Here is a 13,113-nt window from a genome sequence, read left to right on the forward strand (position 1 = left end):
AATACTATTAAAAGACAGCTGAATAACTTTTTTAGAGTTTTTATCAGCTACATATGCCACATATGTATTAGGGGCATGCTTATTTTTATCATTTATAACGTATTTTTCTGCCCCCTCTAAAGTAGATATAAGCTGATTGATAGTAGATTCGAACTTCATCTGTTTCTAGCTTTTCCAGTTTACTGACATTGAAGCGTCTCCTTAATAAACTTTCTGCACTAAATTCTTCGTTTTCTTGTTTTCTTGCTTCTGAAAATGTAGCTTGTATATTGTTTATTTGGTTTTCACCTTTATACTTTTTAATAGATGAAGCTCTCCATCTTTCGTAGAAATTACCGTCTCTTACATACTGTTGATTATTTTCATGCAACAGCTGATACTCCTCGGGAAACCACATCGTATACTGCCCTGTCTTTGACTTAAACTCATAAAACCCATCGTCCACTTTTTTATCTTTGCTTAAGAATTTACGCGTAAAGTGATCATCAAAAGCAGGGACGTTTGGGTAGCGGCTTTCGTTTATCAGCCATATTCCTCCTATTAAAATAGCGACTCCTGTAATGATTGCGGGAAGGGTCTTCGTACGTTTTTTCATTGTCCTACACTCCCTTTATTACTCTTTTGAAATAAACGGGACTTAATGTAAATTGTTCAACATATAAAAATCCCTCAGACCACTGTCTGAGGAATAGCAGTATCCCTTATGTTAATTCACTTTCATCCATTGATTCTTTATATCGAAGTTCGTACTCTCTCTTATGCATATCTTTAACAGAATGCATAAAACTCATAATATGCTGAAATGCTCCAGTATCATACTGCTGAGCCCTTAGCGTATATCCCCGCTCAGCTGCTTCTAATTTACTTTTAACCGCATCCGCAAACTCACCCGTTTGGTTTTCTAAATAGCTTTTAGCATGCCAAAGCTTTTCATTTACTTCTTGATCCTTTTTGATTAACTCTTTAATCCTTTTTGCCTGCTTGCCTTTGAAGTCATCACCATCAAATTCAAACGTGTATTTACCGCTCGTTGTTCCTGTGTGTGTAAAATCAAAATCAAACAATTAAATCCCCCCTACTACTTCTTTCATGCTTTTAATATCTGAAGCTACCGATTCGTCTGCTTCCATCATCTTCTCGAAATTTTGAAAGAACGCTTCAAGAAACTTTTGATAGTATGTAACTTCCTCTTGAATAGAAGAAATGATCTCTTCAACAGGAGTAAATACACTATCGTCTAGCTGATCAAACGTTTTGTCAAACGTCACTTTTTCAGCCACACGCTTTTGTCCAAACCATGCGAGGGTAGCGCCGTCTTTATCTGCCTTTTCCATAAATGACTGGGGAGAAGCTTCTTCTCTGGATATTTTCATTTTTAACTTTTTCTTCTTAGCTTCGAAGACTTCATTAATTTCACTATGTAAATACTGCTTTAGTGCATTTAAGTTTGCTTCTTTGTCTTTGATGGCATTAGCACAGTAATAAACAAACTTCTTCATTTGTTCATAATCTAGCAAGATTTCTTCCTGAGATCCTGAATCAAAAACCTGATAATATGTCTTCATAGCATTAGCTTCTGTGTATTTGACAACGTAATTAATTCCGTGCAGTTTTGCTTGATCTCTTTGAGATATTCCTTTAATCCCTTGCACTAAAACTCCAGGACTTTTTATCGCCTGTTTCGTCAAGAAAAATGCGCCTTCTGTTCCTAGCACAATCCCAGGAAGATGCTTAAGCGGCTTTTCCTTAACATCATCAACATATGATGGAATATTGAGAAGAACACTGTCGTCTACATGGGCGTTTGCCAAAGATAATCCTCCAATTATATTGGATACTCCAGAGTTATATCTGACTTCGTCAAGTTTTAAAAACAAGTTCCATTTGGCTAACCTTTTCAGAGGGTATTCTCCAATATTAATCATTTCTTCTGTATTCATATTTCCAAGCATGGTTACTTTATTACCTGCATACCAACTGCCAGGGAAAGATTGCGCATGCATAGGTTCACCTTTTACCCAGGTATGACTGATGGTAGCTTTCTGCTTTTTATAATAGGAGTTGGCTAAAACTACTAATTTTTTTGAAGACACTCCATTTCTTTTACCAGTTTGTTGTTCTACATAATTCGCAAACTTCCTATCTAACCTTTGCAACTGCTTGACATTAACTGGAGCATCATTTAAGCCTCTTATGTTTACAAAATTCTTAGTTATAAGTCCAAGGGTCACTATCAGATGTCCCCCTAAAGAATGACCATCCCCATACCTTTTTATTTTTGAATTTGAGCTTTTAATTTTTTTCTCAACTTCCTCATACATAACTTTTGCATCTTGAACTTGATTATTTCTCTCTCCGCTTCCAATTCCTAATGCGTCATACACGACATCTCCAAAATCTTTAGAGGGTTCCGTTCCTCTAAAGATATAATATACTTCGTTAATGTGATTTTTTTTGTCATAAAAGTGGACAGCGGCACCATCGAACCCTGAATTTTCTCCAATACCCATTTCTTTACTACTATAAATCTCAAAATTTGGAGGTTCTTTCCCTGTAGTTTCCTTGTATATTTCCTTAATTTCTTTTTCCTTACCGGCTAACCCCGTATACTCAAGTTGAGTAATCTTATTTCTTAAATTATTGTCCAACACGGGTTTTTTACTCATTTTCATTGCCCTCACGGAATCTGATATTTTTTAATATTGTTAGCAACCATTTTTTTTCTGTTACTTTATTATTTTTTTGGCCCCCTTTACTTTTATCAAACCATAATTCGATTGCATTATTGGATTTTTTATCAACTATATATGCTATATATGTGTTTGGAGCATGTTCTTTGCTGTTATGCTTTACTACTTCTTGTGTTCCTTTAAAGTATGTATAAGCTGCATCATAGTAGATCCTGGTACTAGCAGTTTCAAAATTATTAGGTTTAGTGGTATTTAGCTGTTCTTTAAACATATTTTCTACAGTAAATGATTCATTTTCAGCCTTTCTTGCATTTGAAAATGTTACTTCGATATAATCTCCCCCAGTATCTCCAGCTTTGTCATTAACATCTTTCGCTATCCACCTTTCATAAGAATTATCATTTATTACATAATCTTCCTCGTTCTCCTTTATAAGCTGATACTCCTCCGGAAACCACATCGTATACTGCCCTGTCTTCGACTTAAACTCATAAAACCCGTCATCCACTTTTTTATCTTTGTTTAAGAATTCACGCGTAAAGTGATCATCAAAAGCAGGGACGTTTGGGTATCGGCTTTCGTTTATCATCCATATTCCTCCTATTAAAATAGCAGCTCCTGCAATGACTGCAATAATGGTCTTCGTACGTTTTTTCATTGTCGCACACCCTTTTAGTTATGTTATAACCTATGTTTTATACATGTTCGATACTATCATACTTATAATGGGAGAGTCATAAGCAGAACGAATTAAAGAACCATAATTAGGAAGTGGTTATTTTTTACTATCACTTACCCTTTCTATTAAAAAAATAATCACTTCTTTTTTTATCATTGTTACCTTTATTAATGATTTCTCTCAATAAAGAAAACCCCACTTTCAACAAAGTGAGGTTGATTACATAATATAGGACGTTTACTGAATGTTTCACTCTCCTTGTGCCAGCACATCAATTTCAGCGTCAATTTTCACGCTGTGGGTTTTCCCATCAAGTCCAAGAATCACAATTTCATATTGCTTGTTAGTGAGAACAATCGATTCGATAATACCTTTATGCTGTCTTAACGCGTATGCTTTTGCACGGCTTTTAGTTAAAGGAATCGTTTTTTCTTTCAAAACACTCCCGGTTTGGGCGTTAATTTTTACTTTATGCTCTTCTCCGTTTAACGTAAGGATGTCTACTGTATAAATAGGAAGAGTGAGTATTTTACTCAGCGATATGGATTTGACAATGCCTTTATATTCTTTTAATGCGAGAAGCTTTGCTTGTTCTTTCAACAAAAGTGATTGTTTTTCAGAAATCATTTGACGCCATCCTTTCTAGTTTATAAAACGGACTGCTGTTTCAATTTCTTAACGTACCATATGTATACGTCTACTAACTAGTATAGCGGGCTTGTCTTAAATTTCTCTTAATATTACATGAAAGATAGCTGAAGAAAGCTGTTATTTACTGAAAAAACTAGACCTGGTTAAATCTAGCTTCTTATTGGTGAATGTGAATTCTACATTTTTTTCGTTTCGAATCGTTCTACGGCTCTCATTTGTTTGATTGACGGGGATTTGTGGACGCACATGCCTAGATGGACTTTTTGAAGCAAATAGGGATCAATGTAAAAACCATTTTGAAAGATGTTTTCTTTTTCCTGTTCGTCATGAAATTTGGAGCATCTTACACAGTAATACATATCATAACCTCCTTGCGGACTATTTTATAAACGGAGATAGTTGTGAGTGGTATATTTACCTATAGCATATGGAAAAGAATAAAAGTCGTGCTTGTTTAGCGAAAATGTCCGAAAAGAAGAAGGCTTGTTCGTGGGCTAAAACACTGGATTTTAAAAATGATTATTTAGAACATAAATCAGTTTAATCGTAATAAAAAAGCCTCTTTTAAAGAAAAAAGAGGCACTTTTTATTAATTTGTTACTTTTGCGCTGTTTTGATGCCATTTCCAAGCTGATGCGATGATTTTTTCTAATGAAATTTGCGCTTTCCAGCCTAATTCTGCATGAATTTTATCAGAAGATGCGACCAAGCGTGCCGGATCTCCAGCGCGGCGGTCTGCCATTACAACATTCGCTTTTTTACCCGTTACTTTTTCACACGTTTCGATCACTTCTTTTACAGAGTAGCCAAGGCCGTTTCCAAGATTGTACGTTGCTGTTTTCTTCGTGCCGTCTAACAGTGCCTGAAGCGCTGAAATGTGAGCATTTGCTAGGTCTGTTACGTGAATGTAATCGCGGATGCATGTTCCGTCTTCAGTATCGTAGTCTGAGCCGAATACAGAGATGTTTTCACGTTCACCGAGCAGGTGCTGAAGAATGATTGGAATTAAGTGAGTTTCAGGATCATGGCACTCGCCAATTTCTGCTGTTTCGTAAGCACCCGCTGCGTTGAAGTAACGAAGCACAACATATTCCATGTCGTAAGCACTTGCAAAGTCAGCTAAAATCTGTTCGATCATTAACTTTGAACGTCCGTACGGATTAATTGGGTTTGTTGCCGTATCTTCTGTGATGATATCTACAGAAGGAATCCCATATGTAGCAGCAGTAGATGAAAAAATAAACTTTTTCACATTGTGCTTCATCATTGTTTGTAAAAGGGTTAACGTCGCAGCTACGTTGTTTTGATAATATTTAAGAGGATCTGTTACTGACTCCCCTACTAAACTATTAGCAGCAAAATGCATGACAGCATCAATTTTATGATTTGTGAATACGCTTTCTAAATCTTCCTCATTACCTAGATTTCCTTCTACGAATACCGCTTTCTCATCGATTGCCCAGCGATGACCCGTTGATAGATTATCAAGTACCACAACTTCATTTGTTTTCACTAATTCTTTTACTAGGTGGCTTCCGATATAGCCTGCTCCTCCGATGACTAAAATCATACTGTCAGTCAGCTCCTTTTTATTAAGTGTCGCTACAGATATCGTACCCGTTTCTTTTCCATTTGTAAATATTTCATTTTTCAGTATATGATAACGCAGCTGTCTCTTTTAATTAGTATATCTACTAATTGTGAACTGAGTGTGAAGATATTCGTTTCTGCTCAAAAACCCGTGCGTGTAGGCAACGGGTTTTTTTCTTAGATTTGCTGAGGCACTTTCTTCATATCTTTTACTTTATTTTTTAATGGAAGCATCCCTTCAATATGACATTCAATACAGTCCCCGTCTTCAATAACAGCCGGTCCCGGCGTTCCGGTGAGGATGATGTCACCTGGATGCAGCGTCATGACTTTTGAGAAAAATGAAACACAGTATGCGATGTCGTAAATCATATTAGACACGGTATTTTCATGCTGCATGTCTCCGTTTAGCAATGTGCGCACTTGAAGTGATTTCACGTTTGATATGCTTTCTTTTGTGATAAACTCTGAGCCTATACTGCAAAATGTATCAAAGCTTTTTGCTCGCATTAAGTAGCGATGATTCGCCGCATGAATATCAGCTGCGGTTACGTCAATGGCTGACGTATAGCCAGCAATTACGTTCATGGCTTCATCTGGCTCTATATCCTTACACGTTTCGCCGATTACCACCGCTAGTTCCGCTTCAGCCGTTGTTTTGTAGGACTGCTTTGGAATACGAATGCTGTCATCTGGTCCAATAATGGCGGTTGCGGGTTTTAAAAAACTAACTGGATCAATGGCACGGTCGTAGTCTTTTAGTTTTTCTTCAGAAGCTGCATAATTAAATCCAATGCCTAACAATTTTGACGGATTACTAATGATAGGAGCTGTTTTTCTGCCCTGCAAGTGCAGTGCGGGAAAAGAGCTGTTCATACCAAATTTATTATGGGCGTACCATGTTTCAAGGTGGCGAAGTTCTTTATATTGAATAAGATCCCAAATTGTTGTAGACCAGTTTGTTAAATATTTAGCATTAATATCTTCTATAAGCAGAATGCTGTCATTGTCTAAAATAGCTGCTTGTTCTTTCCCTTGCTCTATTATATTTACTAACTTCATGATACGCTCCTTACCGATGCTTGAATGATATGATCGCTGTTTTCTTTTACCCAATTTAATAATTTTTCATCTTGGTTGTATCCTGCAATAAAAGATAAGCCGATTGGCAAACCGTCTAGTTCTCCTGCAGGTATCGTAACTTGCGGAAGTCCGCTTAGTCCGGCAATACACGTCATTTGAAGTGTTCGCAATCTTCTGTCTTCTAACTCCGGTCCTTTTGCATCTTTTACAGGCGCGGGTCCTGGAGCTGTAGGAAGCACTAATATTCCGTCTTCTCCAAGCTGTGAGTACATAAAATAGCGAAGTTCACGACGCTTTTCTTCTATATAATTCATATTTAATAAGGTAAGAGTGCTCGCCCATTGAAAGCGGCTTCCGATATCGTCTCCAAACGTTGGGTTTTCTTTTTGAATCCATTCTCCGTGCGTTTGCCAAATTTCTTTTCCTTGCAGCAAACGAAAAGTTTCCATATATGTAGAAAAACCCTGGGGGGCAATTACTATTTCTTCTGTAGTAGAAAAAGACTTCATTGCGTGCTTAATAGGTGGTGCAAGAGCTTGCATGCTTTGTTCATCCACAAGTTCCATAACGTCTGTTGCTACATAAAGTCTTGTAAAACCGCTAGCACGCGACGTTGAGTTCAATAAAACCGCTCCTACTTTTTGCAGAGTGTGGCCGTCTCTAGCCATTACACCAACTGTATCAAAGCTTGGAGCAAGTGGAATTAGACCGTTTGTAGAAATGCGTCCGTGAGAAGGACGATACCCAAAAATACCGCAGTAGCTTGACGGAATTCGAACCGATCCTCCCGTATCTGTTCCAATCGCAAAATCAGTTATTCCCGCTGCGACAGCAACCGCTGATCCGCTCGAAGAACCTCCCGGAATTCGATCTGCGCCTTTTGGGTTTACCGGTGTTCCATAATGCGCGTTTTCTCCATTTAGTCCGTACATAAGCTCGTCCGTGTGCGTAACTCCCTTCAGTGCAGCTCCTTCTTTTAAAAGAGCAGCTACTACATCTGCATGTTCGCTTGCAGGCTGATGCGTAGCGAGCCAATCCGGATTTCCTGCACTTGATATATGTCCTTGTACATCAAATACGTCTTTTAACGCAAAACTCAAGTTATTTAACATCCCCGTTCCCGTTGGAGGTACGTAAAGATCACTGTCTACAAATGCGTTCCACGTATCTTTCATTCAACCATCTCCTCATTTCTTATATCTGTTTAGAATATAAAATTTGGAATAAGTTGGTCAATGAATGTGTCAGGTCTGTTTACACTAATATTATGTAAGTCTCCCAACTTCTCTTTTCCTAGAGAAACTAGCCGTTTCATTTCCCTTTTAGCACGTTTGCGAGTAAAGTAGAAACATATCATTTTACGAAAAGGACTATCGCGATGGAACAATCTACTACGCTTTTCTTATTTATTTTATTAGCTTTTGTGCTAACAAGAGGCATTCCATTTATAGGTTCATTTGCTCCTAGCATTAATCAGCTGCTTCGGCATATTGGACGTTATTTTTCAAATTTAAATACGATGTTTCATGAAGATGGCCATGCGTTAATGGGGCTTATTGTCGGAAAAGGCGTCAATCGCATTGAGCTTTACACCAATAATGAAGGTGTAGCTGTGACTGCCACCTACGCGGGATCCCGTGGATGGCTGCCGCGCGTCATTATTGCCTTAGCCGGCTACCCGTTCAGCTCAGCAATGGCTTATTTGTTTTTCTACCTGCTCATTCACCATCACTACGACTGGCTTTTTTACGGGTTAGGAAGTGTTGTTGTTATTAATTTACTGCTTTGGGTACGTAACGGATACGGAATTGTTTGGCTTTTTTCTATCGGTTTGATCCTCGGTGGTATTTATTATTTACAAGACCCACAGCTTATGCGTTACAGCATGATGTTTGTTGGTGCACTGTTACTTGTAGAATCTCTATTTTCCGCCTTTATTATTTTTGTGTTAAGCATCAAATACCCAAACGATGCGGGTGACGCTACAAGTTTAAAGCAGCTTACCCATCTTTCAGCACGCTTTTGGGGCTTTTTATTTTTCGCACAGGCCGTTTATGTGGCTTATTTGATTTTTCACCTGATTTATTAAAGACAAAATTCTGTAATCCCCCGAGAAAACTTTGGGAATTTTATAATTTAAAGGAATAATTTACTTTTATACACTAAATAATGGTTTACGAGTTCCCTAAATGAGGTATATATTGGGTACTATGAAGTCGTAAAGAGGTGTGGGATACTTGTCATTATTTTTAAAGTGGAAGCAAAAGAAGCAGGAAAAAGAAGTAGAGCGTGTTCTTGAGGAATCAATCTCAAAAAGAAAAGACTACTGGAACACAATTGGACATGTAGACGGAGACGTATTAACTCATTTGTTAAATCCCATGTTTTTTGGCGGTCCTGCTTGGCCGTCTGGACGTCAAACTTTTATTCGTGTTCAAAAAACAGAGACGGTTATTTTAGCAAGCGACGGCTTGTCCGATCCGTTTCAACTACCTGAAGAAAAGAGCCAAAGACAAGGAAAGGGATTAGAATTCTATATCGAATGCGATGATGAATCTCTTCGCGGACCTTTATCGGATATCCAGGATCACTGGGCATTTGACCTTCTTTATCAAATGAGTCAAAATGCTGCCGCTCACCCTAATATGCTAGAACTATTCATGAAACATGATGTTCTTTCAATTGAATTTACGGATTTGGACGTACCGCCTCATTTTGTAAATAAAAATGGAGATATTGGTGTATTGCTAGGAGTTCAGTCTCCTTCTGTTTCAGCTAGCCTCTCTTTGCCTTACGAATCTATTAAACTGATTAGCATGAAGCTTCTTACACCAAACGAATTAGACTATGTGCGCGAACAAGGAGCGCAAGGACGCAGGCAGCTCGCTGAAACATTTCAGCTGTCAAAAAGTTATCATATTACCATGACTAAAAGAGAGTCTCTTATTTAAAAGAGGTTCTTTTTTTATTTCTGCTATTGAAATAGAGCCATATAGAATATACTCCTTATTTACGTGTAACTCAAGTTCACATACTTTTTTAAAGCTGCTTTTCATATGAGCGTACTATTTTTGATTCGTGGTATATTTTGCTATAGTAAAAAAGAAGATATAAAAAAGGAGATGGACGTTAGACATGGCAGAAAAAGTGCAGATTGGAAAATCCGAATTATATGTTAATCCTATTGGACTTGGAACAAACGCTGTAGGAGGACATAACTTATATCCTAACCTAAACGAAGAAGTCGGCAAAGACCTTGTTCATAAGGCGCTAGATAATGGCATAAACCTACTTGATACAGCGTTCATTTATGGTCCTAAACGTTCTGAAGAATTAATTGGCGAAGTGCTAAAAGAACGCGGAAATCGTGAAGAAGCGGTGATCGCTACAAAAGGAGCACATAAAATTGTTGGAGATGAAGTACTGCTAGACAATTCTCCTGCATTTTTAAAACAGTCGGTTGAAGATAGCTTAAAACGCCTTCAAACAGATTATATCGATTTATATTATATTCACTTTCCAGATAAAAACACACCTAAAGACGAAGCGGTCGGTGCGTTAAAAGAATTAAAAGATGAAGGAAAGATCCGTTCTATTGGCGTATCAAACTTCTCGTTAGATCAGTTAAAAGAAGCAAATAAAGATGGTTATGTAGACGTGGTCCAAGGCCAATATAACTTAATTCAGCGAGAAGCAGAAAGCGATATTTTACCTTATACTGCTGCAAACCGCATTTCATTTATTCCATACTTTCCGCTAGCTGCTGGTTTACTTGCTGGGAAATATGATAAAAATACAAAGTTTAATGACCTGCGCGAAGATATGCCTCATTTTATCGGCGAAGCATTTCAGCAAAATCTAGAAAAAGTAGAGCGTCTTCGTCAAATCTCTAGCGCAAAAGGCGTAGAAGTAGCTCATCTTGTTCTGGCTTGGTACTTAACGCGCGATTCAATTGATGTATTAATTCCAGGAGCAAAACGCGCTGATCAAGTACTTGATAACTTAAAAACATTAGATGTTCAGCTCACTTCTTCTGAAATTAAAGACATTGATCATATTTTTAAATAATACAAAAAGAGCTTTGCCATAGGTAAAGCTCTTTTTTCTATACAATTCCGCTGACTAATAGAACAAAAGCTGTAAAGAAGAATCCAATCTGTACAAAGCTTGTTACGTACTCTTTCGTTTCTTGTTTGTATTTCCATTCATCTATACTTTTTAACAAAATATTCACGACTAAAAATAGGAAAGATACGATATAAGGCTCTACAAACATAAAGATCATATCAAGTAACAGACAAAGAACAAAAGCTATCGTCACATATTTATCCCATCGGCCTAAAGCTAGACTTTCATACTCATATTTTCCCCAAAATTTGCTGCGAGGGATATCAAGGACTTTTCTCAAGATAACGTCTGCTAAGACCGCTGCTGCTACAAGTATTATTAATATATACATTGCCATCCCCCCTTCCTTTTTATGGTATCATTTCAACTCGTTTCTGTTAAGGTCTCAGCTACAAAGTGCTTAAACTGCTTTGTTTCTTCCGTTTCACCTTTTGTTACGATATATGTATGTGAAGAAGGTCGGATAATTTTCTGCTGTGAAATGACGCTTAACGTTTGATTTTCAACTTCCTTTTTCACCATAGAAAATGGCAAATAAGATACGCCTAAACCTTCTTCAATAAAGCGCTTTGTAATTTCTACTTGCGTCACAGGAAGCAGCTGAATGCGAGGATAACAAGCCTTGATTTGAAGGAGTAAATCTTCCCAATAAACAGGATGATTATTCGTAAGCAGCCGGTAGGAAGATAACAGCTCCTGTTCCGTACGTGCCTCTGCAGAAAACGGGGCAACTAAGACTGCTTTTTCTTTATGTATTAACTCATAAAAAACGTCTGCCTGACCCGGAAGCATCCTTGTTAATCCAATATCTGACCTTCTGTCGCTGATGTCTTTTCCCACTTGAAACGAATTTGTGATATTAACCGTGACTTCAATATGGGGATATCTCTCTACAAATTGTTTGATTAGACTCGGCAAAACAGATGCTGCTATTTGAGGAGCAGCGGATATAGTCAGTTTTCGGTTATATCCTTGCTTCCATAACTCAAAATTTCCTACTCCTTCTTCATATGCCCTCACCATTTTTTGTGCATGAGGCAAAAAAAAGCGTCCTGCCTCAGTCAGCGTGATATATTTACCTTTTTTTTCAAAAAGCTCAGCACCTAGCTCTTGCTGCAGTCGCTGAATATGCTTTGATACAGCAGGCTGTGTTAAAAATAAATCTTCAGACGCTTGCCTGAAATTTTCATAAGAAGCCGCTATGATGAATGTTTTTAACCATTTGATCTCCATTTTCTTCTCTCCATCTCTTTCTATTCATAACAAACTGGAATCAATACTGCCTATTTTTGTTTATTTTCTTTTCTACCAAACTTCTATACGATATATGTATCTCAATATTACCAAATAAAGGAGCTGTAAAAATGAAAAATAACGTTAAAGAAAAATTTAATGCCCATGCTTCTCAGTATGACGAGCAGCGCCGCAAACTTATTCCTTGTTTTTTTGATTTTTATTCCATTCCCGTTTCTCTTCTTCACTTTTCAAACAAGCCGCTTCGCGTACTTGATATCGGAGCAGGTACAGGATTGTTTTCTTCTTTTGTAAAAGAAAAATACCCAAATGCTCATTTCACGTTGATTGACGTGTCAGATCAAATGCTTGAAAAAGCTAAGGAGCGCTTTAAAAACGAACAGCATATGGAATTTCTTGTATCAGATATAACAAGCTACGAATTTGAGCATTCATTCGACATTGTGATTTCTTCACTTGCTATTCATCATTTAGAAGACGAACAAAAGCAAAAGCTGTATGGGCAAATTTATAATTTGCTGCATACAGGAGGAATATTTATTAATGCCGATCAAGTATTAGGCCATTCTTCTATTATTGAAGAGTTATATAAAAAAGACTGGAGTGAAAGAATTGCCTCAAGCGGATTAACTCATGAGCAAATTGAGGCTGCTCATGAACGTACGAAGTTAGATAAAATGGCAACTTTACATGATCAGTTAAATTGGTTAACAGCAAGCGGGTTCAGCACAGTGGATTGCATCTATAAATTTTTTAATTTTGTTGTAATGTATGCTCAAAAATAACGGTTTAAAAACTACTTGTCTCTTTGCAAGTAGTTTTTTTACTCTGTCCCTCCCTATATTCGAATGAGAATATTTATCTATTTCCACAAAACCACGCATACTTCTTTTCCAGTTTCGTATATCTAATAATAGCTTCGTTCTCCTGAACTTTTAAATTTTTTGTACATAAAACCCATATAAAGTATTTTTATACTATTTTATGTCTTTTTATGGTATAAAAAATACAACTATGTTACAATATGATTACAAAACA

Annotated in this window: 15 protein-coding genes; 4 read left to right on the forward strand and 11 right to left on the reverse strand. The window is 37.2% G+C overall.

The window, feature by feature from the left end:
* Positions 1 to 88 precede the first annotated feature (88 nt).
* From ACXAE4_RS22590 to ACXAE4_RS22630, 9 genes are all read right to left on the reverse strand, one after another.
* Positions 89 to 595 carry a hypothetical protein gene (locus ACXAE4_RS22590; protein ID WP_353479627.1) on the reverse strand — a complete coding sequence of 169 codons (507 nt, stop codon included), beginning with the start codon at positions 593 to 595 and terminating at the stop codon, positions 89 to 91.
* A gap of 106 nt (positions 596 to 701) precedes the next feature.
* Positions 702 to 1,064: a hypothetical protein gene (locus tag ACXAE4_RS22595; RefSeq protein ID WP_289578740.1), complete on the reverse strand. Its 363-nt coding sequence runs from the start codon at positions 1,062 to 1,064 to the stop codon at positions 702 to 704.
* Positions 1,065 to 2,666, reverse strand: a complete 1,602-nt coding sequence (locus ACXAE4_RS22600; protein ID WP_289578739.1) for a DUF6792 domain-containing protein — start codon at positions 2,664 to 2,666, stop codon at positions 1,065 to 1,067.
* Positions 2,659 to 3,348: a hypothetical protein gene (locus ACXAE4_RS22605; protein WP_098999739.1), complete on the reverse strand. Its 690-nt coding sequence runs from the start codon at positions 3,346 to 3,348 to the stop codon at positions 2,659 to 2,661. Before ACXAE4_RS22605 ends, ACXAE4_RS22600 begins: the two co-directional genes overlap by 8 nt.
* 270 nt (positions 3,349 to 3,618) lie before the next feature.
* Positions 3,619 to 3,996 (reverse strand): PepSY domain-containing protein, encoded by a 378-nt coding sequence (locus ACXAE4_RS22610; protein ID WP_228307520.1) that lies wholly within the window; start codon positions 3,994 to 3,996, stop codon positions 3,619 to 3,621.
* A gap of 200 nt (positions 3,997 to 4,196) precedes the next feature.
* A complete protein-coding gene (locus ACXAE4_RS22615; RefSeq protein WP_013055747.1) occupies positions 4,197 to 4,379 on the reverse strand; it encodes a DUF3973 domain-containing protein in 183 nt (60 codons plus the stop codon).
* Positions 4,380 to 4,609: 230 nt separating this feature from the next.
* Positions 4,610 to 5,590: a UDP-glucose 4-epimerase GalE gene (galE, locus tag ACXAE4_RS22620; RefSeq protein ID WP_205663897.1), complete on the reverse strand. Its 981-nt coding sequence runs from the start codon at positions 5,588 to 5,590 to the stop codon at positions 4,610 to 4,612.
* Positions 5,591 to 5,787: 197 nt separating this feature from the next.
* Positions 5,788 to 6,672, reverse strand: a complete 885-nt coding sequence (locus ACXAE4_RS22625; protein WP_028412267.1) for a fumarylacetoacetate hydrolase family protein — start codon at positions 6,670 to 6,672, stop codon at positions 5,788 to 5,790.
* Positions 6,669 to 7,868, reverse strand: coding sequence for an amidase (locus ACXAE4_RS22630; RefSeq protein ID WP_098999742.1), 1,200 nt, complete (start codon positions 7,866 to 7,868; stop codon positions 6,669 to 6,671). The genes ACXAE4_RS22625 and ACXAE4_RS22630 overlap by 4 nt, the downstream gene beginning before the upstream one ends.
* Before the next feature lie 203 nt (positions 7,869 to 8,071).
* On the opposite strand from ACXAE4_RS22630, the gene ACXAE4_RS22635 reads away from it, so the two are divergent.
* The 3 genes from ACXAE4_RS22635 to ACXAE4_RS22645 all read left to right on the forward strand — a co-directional run bounded on the left by ACXAE4_RS22635 (position 8,072) and on the right by ACXAE4_RS22645 (position 10,761).
* Complete coding sequence (locus ACXAE4_RS22635; protein ID WP_088048726.1) at positions 8,072 to 8,782, forward strand: M50 family metallopeptidase; 711 nt, start codon at positions 8,072 to 8,074, stop codon at positions 8,780 to 8,782.
* Positions 8,783 to 8,921: 139 nt separating this feature from the next.
* Complete coding sequence (locus ACXAE4_RS22640) at positions 8,922 to 9,644, forward strand: suppressor of fused domain protein (protein ID WP_230683440.1); 723 nt, start codon at positions 8,922 to 8,924, stop codon at positions 9,642 to 9,644.
* Positions 9,645 to 9,828: 184 nt separating this feature from the next.
* Entirely contained in the window at positions 9,829 to 10,761 is a 933-nt protein-coding gene (locus tag ACXAE4_RS22645; protein ID WP_028412263.1) for an aldo/keto reductase, read from the forward strand.
* A 37-nt stretch (positions 10,762 to 10,798) separates the two neighbouring features.
* Here ACXAE4_RS22645 and ACXAE4_RS22650 read toward each other — a convergent pair whose 3' ends face one another.
* Both ACXAE4_RS22650 and ACXAE4_RS22655 read right to left on the reverse strand, forming a co-directional pair.
* Positions 10,799 to 11,152 carry a DUF4181 domain-containing protein gene (locus tag ACXAE4_RS22650; protein ID WP_289578738.1) on the reverse strand — a complete coding sequence of 118 codons (354 nt, stop codon included), beginning with the start codon at positions 11,150 to 11,152 and terminating at the stop codon, positions 10,799 to 10,801.
* Positions 11,153 to 11,184: 32 nt separating this feature from the next.
* Positions 11,185 to 12,054 (reverse strand): LysR family transcriptional regulator, encoded by an 870-nt coding sequence (locus ACXAE4_RS22655; RefSeq protein ID WP_154989474.1) that lies wholly within the window; start codon positions 12,052 to 12,054, stop codon positions 11,185 to 11,187.
* Between the two features lie 131 nt (positions 12,055 to 12,185).
* Here ACXAE4_RS22655 and ACXAE4_RS22660 point away from each other — a divergent pair, with 131 nt between their 5' ends.
* On the forward strand, positions 12,186 to 12,860 hold the full coding sequence (locus tag ACXAE4_RS22660; protein ID WP_154989476.1) for a class I SAM-dependent methyltransferase: 675 nt from the start codon (positions 12,186 to 12,188) through the stop codon (positions 12,858 to 12,860).
* The last annotated feature ends 253 nt before the right edge of the window (positions 12,861 to 13,113 follow it).

It is taken from the genome of Priestia sp. ABM2_011 (assembly GCF_056158845.1).

Coding starts and splice junctions, on each gene's coding strand:
- galE (WP_205663897.1), bottom strand. CDS start 5,590: ATGATTTTAGTCATCGGAGGAGCAGGCTATATCGGAAGCCACCTAGTA.
- ACXAE4_RS22645 (WP_028412263.1), top strand. CDS start 9,829: ATGGCAGAAAAAGTGCAGATTGGAAAATCCGAATTATATGTTAATCCT.
- ACXAE4_RS22650 (WP_289578738.1), bottom strand. CDS start 11,152: ATGTATATATTAATAATACTTGTAGCAGCAGCGGTCTTAGCAGACGTT.
- ACXAE4_RS22655 (WP_154989474.1), bottom strand. CDS start 12,054: ATGGAGATCAAATGGTTAAAAACATTCATCATAGCGGCTTCTTATGAA.
- ACXAE4_RS22635 (WP_088048726.1), top strand. CDS start 8,072: ATGGAACAATCTACTACGCTTTTCTTATTTATTTTATTAGCTTTTGTG.
- ACXAE4_RS22625 (WP_028412267.1), bottom strand. CDS start 6,672: ATGAAGTTAGTAAATATAATAGAGCAAGGGAAAGAACAAGCAGCTATT.
- ACXAE4_RS22605 (WP_098999739.1), bottom strand. CDS start 3,348: ATGAAAAAACGTACGAAGACCATTATTGCAGTCATTGCAGGAGCTGCT.
- ACXAE4_RS22660 (WP_154989476.1), top strand. CDS start 12,186: ATGAAAAATAACGTTAAAGAAAAATTTAATGCCCATGCTTCTCAGTAT.
- ACXAE4_RS22630 (WP_098999742.1), bottom strand. CDS start 7,868: ATGAAAGATACGTGGAACGCATTTGTAGACAGTGATCTTTACGTACCT.
- ACXAE4_RS22600 (WP_289578739.1), bottom strand. CDS start 2,666: ATGAGTAAAAAACCCGTGTTGGACAATAATTTAAGAAATAAGATTACT.
- ACXAE4_RS22615 (WP_013055747.1), bottom strand. CDS start 4,379: ATGTATTACTGTGTAAGATGCTCCAAATTTCATGACGAACAGGAAAAA.
- ACXAE4_RS22610 (WP_228307520.1), bottom strand. CDS start 3,996: ATGATTTCTGAAAAACAATCACTTTTGTTGAAAGAACAAGCAAAGCTT.
- ACXAE4_RS22590 (WP_353479627.1), bottom strand. CDS start 595: ATGAAAAAACGTACGAAGACCCTTCCCGCAATCATTACAGGAGTCGCT.